General features: G+C 71.9%; 14 protein-coding genes. 2 read left to right on the top strand and 12 right to left on the bottom strand.

Features of this window, described 5'->3' with window-relative positions; genetic code table 11:
* Positions 1-391 precede the first annotated feature (391 nt).
* The 12 genes from J7E86_RS19400 to J7E86_RS19345 all read right to left on the bottom strand — a co-directional run bounded on the left by J7E86_RS19400 (position 392) and on the right by J7E86_RS19345 (position 15403).
* Positions 392-1177 (bottom strand): TIGR03936 family radical SAM-associated protein, encoded by a 786-nt coding sequence (locus J7E86_RS19400; protein WP_215082962.1) that lies wholly within the window; start codon positions 1175-1177, stop codon positions 392-394.
* A gap of 48 nt (positions 1178-1225) precedes the next feature.
* Positions 1226-2704, bottom strand: a complete 1479-nt coding sequence (locus tag J7E86_RS19395) for a hypothetical protein (protein ID WP_215082961.1) — start codon at positions 2702-2704, stop codon at positions 1226-1228.
* An 87-nt stretch (positions 2705-2791) separates the two neighbouring features.
* Entirely contained in the window at positions 2792-4717 is a 1926-nt protein-coding gene (locus J7E86_RS19390) for a TIGR03960 family B12-binding radical SAM protein (protein ID WP_215082960.1), read from the bottom strand.
* 148 nt (positions 4718-4865) lie between these two features.
* Positions 4866-6401, bottom strand: coding sequence for a CYTH and CHAD domain-containing protein (locus J7E86_RS19385; protein WP_215082959.1), 1536 nt, complete (start codon positions 6399-6401; stop codon positions 4866-4868).
* 66 nt (positions 6402-6467) lie between these two features.
* Complete coding sequence (rodA, locus tag J7E86_RS19380) at positions 6468-7667, bottom strand: rod shape-determining protein RodA (protein WP_215082958.1); 1200 nt, start codon at positions 7665-7667, stop codon at positions 6468-6470.
* Entirely contained in the window at positions 7664-9817 is a 2154-nt protein-coding gene (gene mrdA, locus J7E86_RS19375) for a penicillin-binding protein 2 (protein ID WP_215082957.1), read from the bottom strand. Before mrdA ends, rodA begins: the two co-directional genes overlap by 4 nt.
* A 61-nt stretch (positions 9818-9878) precedes the next feature.
* The gene (mreD, locus tag J7E86_RS19370; RefSeq protein WP_215082956.1) at positions 9879-10553 is read right to left on the bottom strand and encodes a rod shape-determining protein MreD; all 675 of its coding nucleotides are present in this window, start codon (positions 10551-10553) and stop codon (positions 9879-9881) included.
* Between the two features lie 3 nt (positions 10554-10556).
* Positions 10557-11489, bottom strand: coding sequence for a rod shape-determining protein MreC (gene mreC, locus J7E86_RS19365; protein ID WP_215082955.1), 933 nt, complete (start codon positions 11487-11489; stop codon positions 10557-10559).
* A 182-nt stretch (positions 11490-11671) separates the two neighbouring features.
* Positions 11672-12691 (bottom strand): rod shape-determining protein, encoded by a 1020-nt coding sequence (locus J7E86_RS19360; protein ID WP_004950903.1) that lies wholly within the window; start codon positions 12689-12691, stop codon positions 11672-11674.
* Positions 12692-12978: 287 nt separating this feature from the next.
* Positions 12979-13392: a nucleoside-diphosphate kinase gene (gene ndk / locus J7E86_RS19355; RefSeq protein WP_215082954.1), complete on the bottom strand. Its 414-nt coding sequence runs from the start codon at positions 13390-13392 to the stop codon at positions 12979-12981.
* Between the two features lie 78 nt (positions 13393-13470).
* Positions 13471-13833 (bottom strand): DUF4233 domain-containing protein, encoded by a 363-nt coding sequence (locus J7E86_RS19350; protein WP_215082953.1) that lies wholly within the window; start codon positions 13831-13833, stop codon positions 13471-13473.
* Between the two features lies 1 nt (position 13834).
* Complete coding sequence (locus tag J7E86_RS19345) at positions 13835-15403, bottom strand: glutamate ligase domain-containing protein (RefSeq protein WP_308312645.1); 1569 nt, start codon at positions 15401-15403, stop codon at positions 13835-13837.
* Positions 15404-15588: 185 nt separating this feature from the next.
* Here J7E86_RS19345 and J7E86_RS19340 point away from each other — a divergent pair, with 185 nt between their 5' ends.
* Both J7E86_RS19340 and J7E86_RS19335 read left to right on the top strand, forming a co-directional pair.
* Positions 15589-16713, top strand: a complete 1125-nt coding sequence (locus J7E86_RS19340) for a PAS domain-containing sensor histidine kinase (protein ID WP_215082952.1) — start codon at positions 15589-15591, stop codon at positions 16711-16713.
* Entirely contained in the window at positions 16710-17393 is a 684-nt protein-coding gene (locus tag J7E86_RS19335) for a response regulator transcription factor (protein ID WP_215082951.1), read from the top strand. The genes J7E86_RS19340 and J7E86_RS19335 overlap by 4 nt, the downstream gene beginning before the upstream one ends.
* Positions 17394-17570: the final 177 nt, after the last annotated feature.

The raw sequence follows: 17570 nt of genomic DNA, 5'->3' as shown, positions 1-17570 counted from the left end.
GGCCGGCTGGGCCTCCGTGGCGGCGGCCGTCACCGGCTCCGCGGCTTCGGTACCCGCCGACGGCGGGCCGGCGGGGCGGGACGCCGCACGGCGGCGGCGACGCGGCGGCAGCGTGTCCCCAGGACCGCTGTCGGAGTGCTTGTCGGTCTCGATGGGCTCAGTGGGTTCGAGCATGCGGGCGGTTCTCCCGTCACGCTCCCGGGCGCCGGGCCTTGTTCCGGCGGCGGCACCGCGCAGTGCGCGAATGCCGCCGTCCGGGGCGTGGGCGCCGCACGGGAGCTGTCGTCTCGCTCGCCGGTCCGAAGGGCGGCACCGGCGAAAGTCTCCTGGTCAGTGCGCCTGCCGGACCCGGGTGGCTCCCTGGTCGACCGGCGGCGCGGCGACGGCCGTCCTACGCGGAACCTTCCGGCACCTGCGCGGCACCGGCGCTCGGTCCGGCGGCCGTGGTGGTAGTTGCGGCCGGGAAAGCGTCGCGGTCGGGCGCGAGCGGGTCGGTCACCGTGCCGGACTCCTCATCGAGCAGCCCCTGCGCCAGCCTGGTCACCGCAGCGGGGACCGGCGGCGCCAGGTCGGCCGTGACGCGGAGACCGGACAGGACGTCGTCGGGTCGAACGGCAGGTGTCAAGTGCCGAACAACCAGCCGCAGTATCGCACAGGCACCGTCGCCGGGCCTATCGGCCGGGGCGTCCAGGGCCTCCAGCCGGGCGACCGCGGCGCGGGTGTCGAAGGTCCGCAACCCGTTTTTCGTCTTGCGCTGCACCTCGACGGTCTCCGCCGCGAGGAACGCCTCTACGGCGTGCCGCGCGTCCTCCGCCTCGACGCCGTCGAGGCGCATCTCCCAGACGGAAGCCTGCAGCCGGTCGGCGAACGAGGAGGTGTGCGCCTCCACCGCGTCCGTGATGTCGAGTCCGTCGGGCAGCGACTCGTCGAGGAGCTTGCGCAGCTCCTGCGGGTCGCGGGCCTCGGCGAGCTGGATCTCCAGGAACTCGGCCTCACTGCCCGTGCCGGTGGGTGCGGCATTGGCGTACGACACCTTGGGGTGCGGGGTGAAGCCCGCCGAGTAGGCCATCGGCACCTCGGCGCGGCGCAGGGCCCGCTCGAAGGCGCGCTGGAAATCACGGTGGCTGGTGAACCGGAGGCGGCCGCGCTTGGTGTAGCGCAGGCGAATGCGCTGCACCGCGGGTGCGGGCGGCGGGCCTTCGGGCTGTCGCTTGCCCAGTGTCTCTCAATCCTTCGTGAGTGCGGTCGTACTGCTACCTAGAGTACGTGCATCCGGGGCGCCGGGTCCCGCGAGGGGCGGCACCGCGTCGGCGCGTACCGGCTCGCGTACCCGCTGCTCGCGGCTGCCGAACAGGGCGCGGCGGATCTCCTGGCGGGTCTGCCGCGCGGTCTCGCGCGCGGTGGTCAGGGCCTGGCGGGCGGCGCGGCCCGCGTCGCGTACGGCCTCGCGGGCCGGGCGCCAGACGCTGTCACGCAGGGCGTGGCCCACGGGGGTGAGGACGGTCCGGTAGGCCCGGCGGAAGGGATCGACGAAGATCCACCGAAGGAGCGTGCCGAGGAGCCGGCCGATGCCGCGCGAGACGCGTCCCGCCACCCGCCAGCAGTGCCCGAACGTGTCGGCGGTCTCGCGGACGACGACCCGCACGGTGGCGGAGAGCGCGCGCCAGAGGGGCCGGAGGACGTGACGCCACAGCACGACGGCCGGCACGACGAGCGTCCAGCGCAGCAGGGCGGCGACGACGGCGACGAGATTCCGCACGAGCCAGGCGATGCCGTGCCCGACGGGTGTCAGCACCCGTCGGTACACCCAGACCACCGGCGCCACGATCACAGTCCGGCCGAGCCAGACGACACCACACGCGAGAGGCACCACGACGAACCGCCACAGCCCCACCCACGGCCACACGAACACCGCCTTGCCCAGCCACACCAGGGCGACACCGGCGCCCCGGGCCAGCCAGGCGATGCCGTGACCCAGGGGGGTGAGGAGACGGCGGTACGTCCATTGGGCGGGCAGCACCAGCAGGTGCCGCACCAGCCAGGTGCCGCCCGCACCCATGCCGCGCGCACCGGCCGCGATGCCGACACCCAGGACGCGGACGAGCCACGCGATGCCGCGCCCGACCGGCGTCAATACCCGCCGGTACACCCAGACCACCGGCGCCACGATCACAGTCCGGCCGAGCCAGACGACACCACACGCGAGAGGCACCACGACGAACCGCCACAGCCCCACCCACGGCCACACGAACACCGCCTTGCCCAGCCACACCAGCGCGCCGCCCAATCCCCGCCCGGCGAGGGCGAGTCCGGCAGCGATGGCTCCGCCGAGCCGGCGCAGGACCCGGCCGACGGGAGTGAGCACCTGCCGGTACAGCCAGGCCAGCGGCGCGGCGATCAGGGTCCGGCCGAGCCAGGCCGCCGCGGCGCCGAGCGCGCGCAGCGGTGTGACGACGAGGGTCCGCCCCAGCCACCGCAGCGCGCGGCCGACGGGCCGCAGGACGGCCCGGTCCACGGTCTTGGCGCAGCCGGCCAGTACGTCCCACACCATGCGCACCGGCACCACGAGCACCAGCACGACGATCCGCACGGGTATGCGGACCAGCGTGGTCACACACCCTTCACCCGGCTCGTAACGGGTGGGGTCCTGCCGCCCCTTGTCGAGCGACACCTCGCCCCGCCGCTCGCCCCCCGCGGGCTCCATGCCTTCTCCCCGTTGTCCGCCCGCGCCGGCCCCGATCCGCGAACTCCCCCAGCGGTAGCCGGGGGAGTTCGCGGACATCGGTGACCGTTACTTGACCACGCTCAGCGGCAGCAGCTTCTTGCCCGTGGGTCCGATCTGAATGGACGTGTCCATCTGAGGACACACCCCGCAGTCGAAGCACGGCGTCCACCGGCAGTCCTCGACCTCGGTCTCGTCGAGGGCGTCCTGCCAGTCCTCCCAGAGCCAGTCCTTGTCGAGACCGGAGTCCAGGTGGTCCCAGGGCAGGACCTCCTCGTACGTGCGCTCACGGGTCGTGTACCAGGGGACGTCGACGCCCTGCGGCGGCAGCGTCCGCTCGGCGCACTTGATCCAGAGGTCGTACGAGAAGTGCTCGCGCCAGCCGTCGAAGCGGCCGCCGGACTCGTAGACCGCGCGGATGACGGCGCCGACGCGGCGGTCGCCGCGCGAGAGCAGGCCCTCGATGATGCCGGGCTTGCCGTCGTGGTAGCGGAAGCCGATCGAGCGGCCGTACTTCTTGTCGCCGCGGATCTTGTCGCGCAGCTTCTGCAGCCGGGCGTCGGTCTCCTCGGCGGAGAGCTGCGGCGCCCACTGGAAGGGGGTGTGCGGCTTGGGCACGAAGCCGCCGATGGAAACGGTGCAGCGGATGTCGTTCTGCCCCGAGACCTTGCGGCCCTCGGCGATGACGTTGACCGCCATGTCGCCGATCTGGAGGACGTCCTCGTCGGTCTCGGTGGGCAGGCCGCACATGAAGTACAGCTTCACCTGGCGCCAGCCGTTGCCGTACGCGGTGGAGACCGTACGGATCAGGTCCTCCTCCGAGACCATCTTGTTGATGACCTTGCGCATGCGCTCGGAGCCGCCCTCGGGGGCGAAGGTGAGGCCGGACCGACGGCCGTTGCGGGTCAGCTCGTTGGCCAGGTCGACGTTGAAGGCGTCCACGCGGGTCGACGGCAGGGAGAGGCCGATCTTGTCCTCGGTATACCGGTCGGCGAGGCCCTTAGCGATGTCACCGATCTCGGTGTGGTCCGCGGAGGACAGCGACAGCAGGCCGACCTCCTCGAAACCGGTCGCCTTGAGACCCTTTTCCACCATCTCGCCGATGCCGGTGATGCTGCGCTCCCGCACGGGGCGCGTGATCATGCCGGCCTGGCAGAAGCGGCAGCCGCGGGTGCAGCCGCGGAAGATCTCCACGGACATGCGCTCGTGGACGGTCTCGGCGAGCGGGACGAGCGGCTGCTTGGGGTAGGGCCACTCGTCGAGGTCCATGACGGTGTGCTTGGAGACGCGCCACGGCACGCCCGAGCGGTTGGGGACCACGCGGGCGATCCGGCCGTCGGCCAGGTACTCCACGTCGTAGAAGCGCGGGACGTAGACGCTGCCGGTCCGGGCCAGGCGCAGCAGCACCTCGTCGCGGCCGCCGGGGCGGCCCTCGGCCTTCCAGGCGCGGATGATCTCGGTGATCTCCAGGACGGCCTGCTCGCCGTCGCCGACGACCGCGCAGTCGATGAAGTCCGCGATGGGCTCGGGGTTGAACGCGGCGTGGCCGCCCGCGAGCACGATCGGGTGGTCGACGGTGCGGTCCTTGGACTCCATCGGAATGCCCGCGAGGTCCAGGGCCGTGAGCATGTTGGTGTAGCCGAGCTCGGTGGAGAAGGAGAGCCCGAAGACGTCGAAGGCGCTGACGGGGCGGTGCGCGTCCACGGTGAACTGCGGGACGCCGTGCTCGCGCATGAGCTGCTCGAGGTCCGGCCACACGCTGTACGTGCGCTCGGCGAGCACGCCCTCGCGCTCGTTGAGGACCTCGTAAAGGATCATGACGCCCTGGTTGGGCAGCCCGACCTCGTAGGCGTCGGGGTACATCAAGGCCCAGCGGACGTCCGCGCTGTCCCAGTCCTTGACGGTGGAGTTCAGTTCTCCACCGACGTACTGGATCGGCTTCTGGACGTGCGGAAGGAGGGCCTCCAGGCGCGGGAAGACCGATTCGACAGACATCTGGGCGAACCTTCAGTGAGCTGACAAGGGCGACTCTCAAGCGTAACCCGGCCGCAATGACCCCCCGCACGGCGATCTTGCCTTGTGCCCCCGCGACCGTGGGGACCGCAGAAGCGGACACCGGCAGAACGACCGGCCGCGCCGGCGGTCACTCCCCCAGCGCCTCCCGGTGCCTCTTCCGCGAGACCTCCGCCCACAGCTCCGGCAGCTCCCGTTCGGCCGCCGCCGCCCGCTCCTCCTCGCGCCCGTAGAGCAGGCCCAGGGTGAACGTGCTCTCGCCCGCCGCGTGGGCCTGTACCGCCAGCTCGCGCAGCGCGGTGCGGGCCATGACGCTGTCCTGGTGGTCGCCGAGGAGGGTCTGGACGGACTTCACCTGCGCGGCGAAACGCTTCGCCGGCTTGCCGACGGCCGGCCGCGCGGCCTCCGCCGCGTAGCGGGTGCGCTTGGCGGCCTTGCGAACGTCGTGGAGGACGGCGTCGCGCTCCGGGCCGGGGGCGGTGGCGAGGGCGTGTTCGACGCGGGTGACCAGGCGCCCGTAGTCGTGCAGGACCGCGGCGGCCAGGACGGTGTCCGCCGGGCGGGCGGCGGCCGGGCGCAGCGGCGGGTCGGCGAGAAGGGCGTCGAGGCTGTCGAGGAGGGTGAGGTAGCGGTCGCCGTCGAGGAGGGCGGTGAGGCGCTCGCGGGAGCCCTTGCCGCGGGCGGCCTCCCAGATGCGCAGCCGGGCGCGTACGGCCCCGAGCCTGAGGGTGCCGTCCACCTCGGCCAGCCGGTCGCGGAGGCGTTCGGCGAGGACCTCGCGGTCGCGGTCGACGCCCAGTTCGGCGGCGAGCCAGCGCAGTTCGGCCGCGACGGGGTCGGTGGCGCGCCGGTCGAGGACTTCTCCGAAGGTGCGGAAGGCGCTGCGCAGCCGGCGCGTGGCGACTCTCATCTGGTGGAGGGAGTCGTCGACGCCGCGCCGTACGGCCGGGTCGAGGGCGAGGACGGTCGCGGTCTGCTCCCGGACGTAGGCCAGGACGTGGTGGCCGGCGGTGGCTCGGGCGGTCTTGCCCGGTCTCGCGCGCTGCTCGGGCGCGGGTGGTCCGGTCTCGGTCAGGGCGCGGGCGAGCTTGGAGGGTGCCTTCGAGGGCCGCAGGCCGGCCTCGCGCAGGTGCCGCTCGACGGTGTCGAGGAAGGCGGGGTCCCCGTCCTTGCCGAGTTCGACCTCGTACTCCGTCCAGCGGGCCGTGCCGCCGCCGTCGGTGAGGCGTTCGGCGGTGACGTCGTCGGTGCTCGCCTCGGCGAGGAGGGTGCCGCGGTCGTCGAGGAGGTGGCGGACCTCGCGGCGGGAGACGATGCGGACGAGGGGCGTGAGCTCGGCGCGGCGGATGCGGGAGCGTACGAGGTCGGTGAGGGCGCGTGGGGCGTCCGGGGACAGGGGGGCGCGGATCTCGTCGCGCACGCCCGGGGCGACGGGGAGCTTGAGGTGCCAGCCGGCGTCGCCGCCGCCGGTGCGGCGGCGCAGGGTGATGCCGGCGCGGGCGAGGCGGTGGTCGGCGGTGTCGTAGTAGACGGCGTCGAGTTCGTCCGTGCCCTGGTCGGCGACGGTGGCGACGCCGTCGGCCCGGCTCAGGTCGGGCAGCCCGGCCGGGGCCGCGCCGTCGCCGGCTTCGTACTTCCGCTCGATCTCTCGCACGGTGTCCGCCATGCCATCGAATCTAGTGCGCGGGGCGCCCGCTGGGGAGGGCGCGTCGGCCCCGGCCGCCGGCGGGCCCTATGCGGACATGGGCCGCTGCACCTTGATGGACTGGAGCAGTCCGATCGCGATCCAGGCGGCGAACATGGAGGAGCCGCCGTAGGAGACGAAGGGCAGGGGCAGGCCGGTGACGGGCATGATGCCGAGGGTCATGCCGATGTTCTCGAACGCCTGGAAGGCGAACCAGGCGATGATCCCGGCGGCGACGATCGTGCCGTAGAGCTCGGTGCTCTCGCGGGCGATGCGGCAGGCGCGCCAGAGCACGACGCCGACCAGGAAGATGATGGCTCCCGCGCCGAGGAAGCCCAGTTCCTCGCCGGCGACGGTGAAGATGAAGTCGGTCTGCTGCTCGGGGACGAACTGGCCGGTGGTCTGGCTGCCGTGGAAGAGGCCGGAGCCGGTGAGGCCGCCGGAGCCGATGGCGATGCGGGCCTGGTTGGTGTTGTAGCCGACGCCGGAGGGGTCCAGGGCGGGGTTGGCGAAGGCGGCGAAGCGGTTGATCTGGTACTCGTCCAGGACGCCGAGCTGCCAGACGAGGAGGCAGCCGAGGACGCCGGCGCCGAGCAGACCGGCGATCCAGCGGTTGGAGGCGCCGGAGGCCAGCAGCACGGCGAGGACGATGACGACCAGCACCATGACCGAGCCGAGGTCGGGCATCAGCAGGATGATCAGTACGGGCAGGGCGGCGAGGCCCAGGGCCTCCATGACGGTGCGGTGGTCGGGGTGGTGCCGGTCGCCGGCGTCCACCTTCGCGGCCAGCAGCATCGCCATCCCCAGCGTGATGGTGATCTTCGTGAACTCCGAGGGCTGGATGGAGAAGCCGCCGCCCAGCTGGATCCAGGAGCGGGCGCCGTTGATGGTCGCGCCGAGCGGGGTGAGCACGGCGACGGTGAGCAGGACGGAGATGACGTAGAGGATCGGGACGCCGCCGCGCAGCGCGCGGTGGCCGACCCAGACGGCGGCGACGGCGAGGCCGAGGCCGACGCCGGTGTTGAGGAGGTTGCGGAGCAGGAAGTAGTACGGGTCGCCGTGGTTGAGCTCGGTGCGGCCGCGGGTGGCGGAGTAGACGAGCAGGGTGCCGATGGCCGAGAGGGCCAGGGCGGCCCACAGCATCACCCAGTCGAGGCGGCGGACGACGGAGTCGCGGGCGGTGAGCCGGCCCCAGGCGGAGCGCTCGGGGGTGTAGCGGCGGACCTTGTAGCCCTCGGTGGCGCTCACTGCTGCTTCTCCTCCTCCTTCCTGGCGGGCGGGGCGGGAGGCTCGATCTTCTGGGCCTCGATCGTGCCGTCCTTCTCGATCCTGGGCAGCTTCTGCTCGGGGTGCGGCAGCAGCGCCTTCTTCCCGTCGATCTTGCCCTTCTCGTCGACGCCGTACAGCGCGTTGTAGATGTTGCGGACGGCGGGGCCGGAGGCGCCGGAGCCGGTGCCGCCCTGGGAGATCGTCATGACGATCGTGTAGTCCTGGGTGTAGGTCGCGAACCAGGAGGTCGTCTGCTTGCCGTAGACCTCGGCGGTGCCGGTCTTGGCGTGCATGGGGATCTCCTTCTGCGGCCAGCCCTCGAAGCGCCAGGCGGCGCTGCCGTTGGTGGCGACGCCGGCGAGGGCGGCGTCGAGCTGGTCGCGGGTCTTGCCGTTGAAGGGCAGCTTGCCGTGGGACTGCGGCGGGATCTGCCGGACGTTCTTGCCGTCGGGGCTGACGACGGCCTTGCCGACCGTGGGGTTGTAGAGCGTGCCGCCGTTGCTGATGGCGGAGTAGATGGTGGCCATCTGGACGGGGGTGACGAGGGTGTCGCCCTGGCCGATGGAGTAGTTGACGGAGTCACCGGCGCGCATGCGCATGCCGGACTCGCAGTTCTCCTTGGCGATCTTGGCGGCGTAGTCGTCCTCGGCCTTGCCCTTGTCCCCCTTGTCCTTCTCCTTGCACCAGACGTCCTTGTTGGCCTCCCAGTAGCTCTTCTTCCACTCGCGGTCGGGGACGCGGCCCCGAACCTCGTTGGGGAGGTCGATGCCGGTCTCCTTGCCGAGGCCGAACTCGTGGGCGGTCCGGTAGAACCAGTCCTTGGGGTTCTTCGGGTTGTTGCCGCCGTCCTTCTGCCACTGGCGGTAGGCCAGGTCGTAGAAGACGGTGTCGCAGGAGACCTCCAGCGCGCGGCCGAGGTTGATGGGGCCGTAGCCCTTGGACTCGAAGTTCTTGAAGACCTGGCCGCCGATGCTGTACGAGCTGGAGCAGTTGTAGTTGTCGGTGAAGGAGTAGCCGGCGTTGACGGCCGCGGTGGCAGAGATGACCTTGAAGACCGAACCGGGGGCCGCCTGGCCCTGGATGGCCCGGTTGAGCAGGGGGTAGTTGGAGTCCTTGCCGGTCAGGGCCTTGTAGTCCTTGCCGGAGATGCCGCCCACCCAGGCGTTGGGGTCGTAGGTGGGGTTGGAGGCCATGGCCACGACGCGGCCGGTCTTGGACTCCATGACGACGACGGCGCCGGCGTCGGCCTTGTAGGGGACGCCGGTGTTCCGGTCGATCTCCTTGCGGGCGTCCTTCATCGCCTGGTCCAGCTCGCGTTCCGCTATGGCCTGCACGCGGGCGTCGATGCTGGTGACGACGTTGGCGCCGGGGACGGCCTTGTCGCTCTTGGCCTTGCCGATGACGCGGCCGAGGTTGTCGACCTCGTAGCGGGTGACGCCCGCCTTGCCGCGCAGCTCGGTGTCGTACTGGCGTTCAAGGCCGGAGCGGCCGATCTGGTCGGAGCGCAGCAGCGGGGAGCGGCTGTTCTTGGCCTTCATGATCTCGTCGTCGGTGACGGGCGAGAGGTAGCCGAGGACCTGGGCGGTGTTGGACTCGCCGGGTCCGGCGTAGCGGCGTACGGCCGTGGGCTCGGCGGTGATGCCGGGGAAGTCCTCGGCGCGCTCGCGGATCTGGAGGGCCTGCTGGGTGGTGGCCTCGTCGGTGATGGGGATGGGCTGGTAGGGCGAGCCGGCCCAGCAGGGCTTGGGGGTCTTGGCGTCGCACAGCCGCACCTTGGCGGCGACCTCGTCGGCCGGCAGGCCGAGGACGCCGGCGAGGCGGGTGAGGACGGCCTTGCCGCGGTCGCGCATCTTCATCAGGTCGGTGCGGCTGGCGGAGACGACGAGGCGGGTCTCGTTGTCGGCGAGCGGCACACCGCGGGCGTCCAGTATCGAGCCGCGGGTGGCGGGGGCGACGACCTGCTGGATGTGGTTGTCGGCTGCTTCGGCGGTGTACTGGTCGCCGTTGCGGATCTGGAGGTACCAGAGCCGTCCGCCGAGGGTGAGGAGGAGGGAGAAGACGAGGATCTGGATGGTGACCAGGCGGATGGTGACCCGGGAGGTCCGCCCGGTCTCGGGGATCTTGCTCACGGCGCCTCCCACGGGTTGGCGGTGCGGCGCCCGCGGAGATGTCCCTCGAACGAGTACGGGCTCACAGCCGCTTCACTCCCTTGACGCGTCCGCTGCGGCCGCGCATGGACTTGCCGAGCAGGCCGCCGCGCTGGCTGCCGATGCGGCTGCCGCGCCCGCCGCCGCCCAGCCAGCCGTACGCGGCCTCGCCGGTGCCGCCGCCCATGGTGGAGGGGCCCTCGCCGGCCAGCGGGTCGTTCTCGGTGCGGCGCGCGAGGGCCATCAGCAGCGGCACCGTGAAGGGCGCGAGCAGCAGGTCGTAGACGGCGGCGCTCAGCAGCAGGCCGGTCAGGCCCACGTGGCGGGCGGAGGTGTCGCCGACGAGGGAGCCGACGCCCGCGTAGAGCAGGGTGGAACCGACGGCCGCGGCGACGACGACGAGCATGGGGACGGTGGCCGAGCGGAGCCGGCCGGTCTCCGGTCTGACGAGGCCGACGGCGTAGCCGACGAGGGCGAGGACGAGGGCGTAGCGGCCGGTGGCGTGGTCGGCGGGCGGTGCGAGGTCGGCGAGGAGGCCCGCGCCGAAGCCGATGAGGGCGCCGCTGGTGTGGCCGTAGACCAGGGCCAGGCCGACGACGACGAGGAGCAGCAGGTCGGGGACCGCGCCGGGCAGGTGGAGGCGGGCGAGGACGGTCACCTGCACGACGAGGGCGACCACCACGAGCAGGGTCGAGAGCAGGATCCGGTTCAGGCGCATCGGTCAGTCCTGGGGTTTGGCGCTCGGGGTGGGGGTGACGGTGACGGTCACCGTGGGGGTGGGCTTGGGCGGCTCGGGTTTCGGCGGCAGGACGGTGTCGCGCGGGTCGGTGCGCGGCGGCTGGACGACGACGCCGACGATGTCGAGCTTGCTGTAGCCGACGTACGGGCGGACCTGGAGGGTGCGGGTGAGGCCGCCGCCGGCGGGTTCGACGCGGGTGACCTCGCCGACGGGGACGCCGGGGACGAAGGGCTTGTCGTGGCTGGAGCCGAAGGTGACGAGGCGGTCGCCCTCGCGGACGGTGGCCTTGCCGTTGAGGAGTTCGACGCGCAGGTCGCGGTCGCCCTGGCCATTGGCGAAGCCGAGTTCGCCGGTCTTCTCCATGCGGGTGCCGACGGTGAACTTGGGGTCGCTGGCGAGCAGCACGGTGGCGGTGGAGGGGCCGACGGTGGTGACGCGGCCGACGAGACCGTCGCCGTTGAGCACGGTCATGTCGCGCTTGATGCCGTCGTTGCTCCCGGCGTCGATGGTGACCGTCCAGGAGAAGCCCTGGGCGGCTCCTATGGCGACGACCTGCGCACCCTTGATGCCGTACTGGCCGGCGCCGGCGGTCTTGAGCATGGCGTCGAGCTCGCGGGCCCGGCCGCGGTTGCGGTCGTCGCTGCCCAGACGCTGCTTGAGGGAGGCGTTCTCGCGCTCCAGGGTGCTGATGCGGTTGTGCCGTTCGCCGGAGTCCCGTACGGCCGCGACGGCGTCGCCGAAGGGGTCGACGGCCGAGGCGACGCCCTCCTCGACCGGGCCGAAGGCCGAGGCGGCGGCGTGCCGGACGCTGTCGAGCGGGGAATGCTCGCCGCCGCGGATGTCCACCGTGATCAGTGCGAACGCGATGGCGACCAGCAGCACCAGTAGCAGCCGGCTCTCTCGTGTGTCCCTCACGTGCGGCGGCGTGCCCTTCTCGTCGGACCGGTCGGCTGCGGGTCCGGGCCGGTCATCGGGAGCGTTCTGCCTGTATATCAGGTTGATTCCCGGCGGCGGGTACGCCGGGCGCCGCCCTCGCGCGCCGGTCGGCCACCGGCGTGCGCGAGGGGCGGGCGGTCAGTCCCGGGCGGCCGCTGGGGTCACCTGCGGGGCTGGGCGTCCAGGACCTGCTGGAGTGCCTCGAACTCCTCGACGCACTTGCCGGAGCCGAGGGCGACGGAGTCCAGCGGGTCCTCGGCGATGTGGATGGGCATGCCGGTCTCGCGGCGCAGCCGCTCGTCCAGGCCGCGCAGCAGGGCGCCGCCGCCGGTGAGGACGATGCCGCGGTCCATGACGTCGCCGGACAGCTCGGGCGGGCACTTGTCGAGGGTGGTCTTGACGGCGTCGACGATGGAGTTGACCGGTTCCTCGATGGCCTTGCGGACCTCGGCGGCGGAGATGACCACGGTCTTGGGCAGGCCGCTGACCAGATCGCGGCCGCGGATCTCGGTGTGCTCGTCCTGTTCCAGGTCGTATGCGGAACCGATGGTGATCTTGATTTGTTCGGCGGTGCGCTCACCCAGAAGGAGGCTGTACTCCTTCTTGATGTGCTGGATGATCGCGTTGTCGAGCTCGTCGCCGGCGACGCGGATGGACTGGGCGGTGACGATGCCGCCGAGGGAGATCACGGCGACCTCGGTGGTGCCGCCGCCGATGTCGACGACCATGTTGCCGGTGGCCTCGTGGACGGGCAGGCCCGAGCCGATCGCGGCGGCCATCGGCTCCTCGATGATGTGCACCTGGCGGGCACCGGCCTGGGTGGACGCCTCGATCACGGCGCGCCGCTCGACCCCGGTGATGCCGGAGGGCACACAGACCACGACGCGCGGGCGGGCCATCCAGCGCCGTTTATGGATCTTGAGAATGAAGTAGCGGAGCATCCGCTCGGTGATCTCGAAGTCGGCGATCACGCCGTCCTTGAGCGGCCGCACGGCGACGATGTTGCCCGGGGTCCGGCCGATCATCTTCTTCGCCTCGGCACCGACCGCGAGGATGCCTCCGGTGTTGGTGTTGATGGCGACGACCGATGGCTCGTTGAGGACGATTCCGCGACCTCTGACGTACACCAGCGTGTTGGCGGTCCCGAGGTCGACAGCCATGTCACGGCCGATGAACGACATGTTGTTCCCCATGAGGATACGTCTGGCCTTCCCAGCTGGAGCGGGTGCTTACTTGAGGTCGGCAGGTGTGCGGTGCGCTGCGGTGCGCGGAAGCTTCATCGTAGTCTCGACGACTCGAACGCGGTGCGAGGGTTCCTCCGCCATTGTGGGCGGAACGCGAGCTCGCCCCAGTAATGGTGACGTCGTGTCGGAGTGAGAGGTTCCCTCGTTCGCCGCGCATATGCCAGGGGGCGACCGAAAAGAAATCGGTCGCCCCTGATCAGAATGCTTGTGCCTCTGATGAGCAATCAGGCGAGACCGGGAAAGAAAATCTTGATTTCCCGCTGGGCGGACTCCTCGGAGTCCGAGGCGTGGATGAGGTTCTCGCGCGTGATGGTGCCGAAGTCACCACGGATGGAGCCGGGAGCGGCCGAGATGGGGTCGGTCGGGCCGGCCAGGGCCCGTACGCCCTCGATCACACGCTCACCCTCGACCACGAGCGCCACGATCGGCCCGGAGGACATGAACTGCATCAGCGGCTCGTAGAACGGCTTGCCCTCGTGCTCCGCGTAGTGCTGCTCCAGCACCTCGCGTCCCAGCGTGCGCAGCTCCAGCGCCCCGATCGTCCAGCCGGCCTTGTTCTCGATACGGCGGATGATCTCGCCCACCAGGCGCCTCTTGACGGCGTCGGGCTTGAGGAGGACGAGGGTGCGCTGGGTCATGGTGCGGCTCCTTGGGGGCAGGCAGGTGTATTGCGGCAGAGGCTACAGGGGTGACGGGCACCCCCCGCACCGCCCCCGTCAGGCGGCGGGAGCCTCGGCCTCCGCCGCCGCGGCCTGTGCGGCGAACCGCGCCTTGGTCTCGTCGATCCGGCGGCCGAAGTGGACCGACGCCCACCACAGGGCACCGAACACCACGCCGAGGATGTACATCGTCGGGACGACGAGGCCGCTCAGGATCAGGCCGATCTGGAGCAGCCAGCCCAGCTGCACGCCGCCGGGCCGGGAGATCATCCCGCACAGCAGGACGCTCACGGCCATGGCCGTGCCGCTGACGGCCCAGACCGTGCCGGACGAGAGGTCCGAGGTCTGCATGGCGACCAGGCCGGCGAATCCGATGATGAAGAATTCACCGATCAGAGTGCTGGCGCACAGCGTTCGCATGTCAGTCCCTTCCCAGAAGCAGCCGGGCCTCGCCGACCGTGATCACCGAGCCGGTCACCAGGACGCCCGCGCCGGAGAACTCGCCTTCTTCCTCCGCGAGGGTGATGGCCGCCTCCAGAGCATCGTCAAGACGGGGCTCGACCTGAACCCGCTCGGCGCCGAAGATCTCGACCGCCACGGCGCCCAGCTCGTCGGGGTCCATGGCGCGGTGGCTGGAGTTCCGGGTCACCACGACCTCGGCGAAGATCGGCTCGAATGCCTCCAGCAGGCCCCGTACGTCCTTGTCGGCGCTGGCGCCGACGACACCGATGAGACGGCTGAATCCGAACGCCTCGGTGACGGCCTCGGACGCCGCGGCGGCACCGGCGGGGTTGTGGGCGGCGTCCAGCACCACGGTGGGGCTACGGCGCACGATCTCCAGCCGGCCCGGGGAGGTGACGGAGGCGAAGGCGCGGCGGACGGTGTCCAGGTCGAGCGTGCGGGCGTGCTGCGCGCCGATCCCGAAGAACGCCTCGACGGCGGCCAGGGCGACCACGGCGTTGTGCGCCTGGTGCGCGCCGTACAGCGGCAGGAAGACGTCGGTGTACTCCCCGCCCAGGCCGCGCAGTGTCAGCAGCTGCCCGCCGACGGCGACCTCGCGGGAGACGATGCCGAACTCCATGCCCTCGCGGGCGACCGTGGCGTCGACCTCGACCGAGTGCTTGAGGAGCACCTGGGCCGCGTCCACGGGCTGCTGGGCGAGGACGACCGTGGCGTCGGGCTTGACGATGCCGGCCTTCTCCCCGGCGATGTCGCCGGTCGTGGCGCCGAGCCGGTCGGTGTGGTCGAGGGAGATGGGCGTGACCACCGCGACCGTGCTGTCGATGACGTTGGTGGCGTCCCAGGTGCCGCCCATGCCGACCTCGACGACGGCGACGTCGACGGGCGCGTCGGCGAAGGCCGCGTAGGCCATCGCGGTGAGGACCTCGAAGAACGACAGGCGGTATTCCTCGCGGTCGTCGACCATCTGGACGTACGGCTCGATGTCGCGGTACGTCTCGATGAACCGCTCGGCCGCGATGGGCGCGCCGTCGAGGCTGATCCGCTCGGTGATCGACTGCACGTGCGGGCTGGTGTACCGGCCGGTGCGCAGCTCGAAGGCGCCCAGTAGGGACTCGATCATGCGGGCGGTGCTGGTCTTGCCGTTGGTGCCGGTGATGTGGATGGAGGGGTACGCGCGCTGCGGCTGCCCCAGGATGTCCATCAGCGCCTCGATGCGCGCCCGCGACGGGTCGAGCTTGGTCTCCCCCCAGCGCCCGGCCAGCTCGGCCTCCACCTCCCGCAGCGCCCGCTCGACCTCGGGGTCGGCGGGGCGGGAGGGAACGCCGTCGCCCTGCGGCGGCCCGGACTGGGCGCGCAGGGTACGGCTGCCGGCCTCGATGACGGCGAGGTCGGGGGTTGGGGCATCCCCTGCTCGAGCGGAGTCGAGAGCTTGGGGAAGATCGGTCTCGGTTTCGACGATCTCGGCGAACCGGTCGTCCTCGCCGGGGCCGGTGTCGCCGTTGTCGTGGTTCAGGGGGCGCTCGGTCACGTCGACCAGTCTACGGAGGGGGACCGACAGCGCGGGCATCAGGCGGTGGGGGCGGGCCCGGGCGGCCCCGGCGAGGCGTTCGGCGCCATCGGGGGCGCGGCCCCGCTCCCTGACATACGGTTTTCCCGATATGCCCCCGAGGGGGGCCACGGTTTCCCCGCCTCCACGAGAGCTGGGTGAGGAAGATGCCGTCCGAGGGTCCGCATCCCGACCGGGACCGGCTCCAGGCCGTCCTGGAGGCCCTGCCCGCGGGCGCGCTGATGCAGGGCCCCGCCGACGAGGTGCTGACGGTCAATCAGCAATTCGTTCGCATGTTCGATCTGGCGGGCCGGGTCGACCTCTCCCCCGGTGCGCCCGTGCGGCCGGTCGCGCGGCTCGTACGCGCGTTCTTCGCCCCCGATCACACCGGGCCCCACACCGCGGGCGGGATCCTGGCCGGGCGACACGTCCACCGGACGGCCGAGATCACCCTTCCCGACGGGCGCACCATCAGACGGGAGGTCGAGCCGCTGCGCCACGAGGACACCTATCTGGGCGCCCTGTGGGTCTTCCACGACATCAGCGAGCGCAAGCGGCGCGACCACGACCTGGAACGGGACAACCTCGCCCTCACCGAGCTCGCCCGGCAGCGCAACGCCTTCACCGCCGCCGCCTCCCACGAGCTGCGCACCCCGCTCACCTCCGTCATCAGCTTCTGCGAGCTGCTCACCGACCCGTCCGTCGGGACCCTGGGCACGGAGCAGCGCTCGTTCCTCGACGCCATCCGGCGCAACGCCGACCGGATGCAGCAGGTGATCGCCGACCTGCTGCTCGCCACCCGGATGCGGGCGGCCCCGGAGCTGGAGTTCGGCCCGGTGGACGTGCCCGGGATGCTCCAGGACGCCGTGCTGGAGCACATGACCCGGGGCGACGGCACGGGCGCCTTCACCGTGCTGGACTGCGCGCCCGGCCCCGCCCTCCACGGCGACCGGCACCGCCTCCAGCACGTCCTGGCCAACCTGCTGGAGAACGCCGCGAAATTCACTCCACCGGATGGGCTGATCACCGTCACCGCCGCGCCCCGCCGCGGGTTCTGGGAGATCGAGGTCGCCGACACCGGCATCGGCGTCCCGGAGGAATTCCGGGAGGAGATCTTCACCGGCTTCGTCCGCGCCCCCAACGCGCACACCGGCGGCTACCCCGGCACCGGCCTGGGCCTCGCCATCAGCCGCACCGTCGTCAAGCTGCACGGCGGCACGCTCACCGCCGGCGGTACGGAGGGCGAGGGCGCCGCCTTCCGGATCCGGCTGCCCCTGGCGGGCCCGTCATGACCCGCGTCCTGGTCGTCGAGGACGACCCCGACCTCTCCCTCGCCCTGCGCACCCTCCTCACCCGCGCGGGCTACGACGTCCTCCACGCCGCCAACGGCCGCGAGGGCCTGCGGCTGCTCTTCGCCGAGCGCCCCGCCCTGATGCTCCTCGACATCGGCCTGCCGCAGCTCAACGGCTGGGAGGTGCTGGAACGCACCCGCGACCTCAGCGACCTGCCCGTCCTGCTGCTCACCGCGCGCGGCGCCGAGACCGACCGGGTGCGCGGCCTGCGCGCCGGCGCCGACGACTACCTCCCCAAGCCCTTCGGCAACGACGAGCTGCTCGCCCGCGTCGAGGCCCTGCTGCGGCGCACCGCGCCCGCCCGCTGGGCCGGCGACTCCTTCGAGGGCGGCCTGCGGCTGGTGCCCGAGCGCCGCTCGGCGGTCTGGCAGGGCCACGAGGCCCGGCTCAGCGACATCGAGTACCGGCTGCTCCAGGTGCTCGTACGCAACCGCGGCCGCGTGATCACCACCGACCAGCTGCTGGACCGCGTCTGGGACGACCCGGAGGGCAGGGGCCGCGAACGCGTGAAGTTCGCCGTCCTGCGCCTGCGCCGCAAGCTCCGCCAGGCGGCGGGCGACGAGGCGGCGGATCCGCTGGAGGCGGTACGGGGGCTGGGGTACCGGTACCGGGCGGATTAGGCAGCACCACTTCAGCCCGTCCGGGGGCACCACTCCAGCCCGTCCGGCGATTGAGGGCACCGCGCGCAGCGCGGCCGGGGTCGAGGGGTGCAGCCCCACCCCCCCCCAGCCCGTCCGGCGTTTGAGGACACCGCACAGCCCCACCCCCCAGCCGTCCGGCGTTCGAGGACACCGCGC

Origin of the sequence: Streptomyces sp. ISL-11 (assembly GCF_018614525.1) — a bacterium.
In the GTDB taxonomy this organism is placed as follows: Bacteria; Actinomycetota; Actinomycetes; order Streptomycetales; family Streptomycetaceae; genus Streptomyces.
Note: the sequence above shows the minus strand (reverse complement) of the source record. Positions and strands in the feature narration are given on the sequence as shown.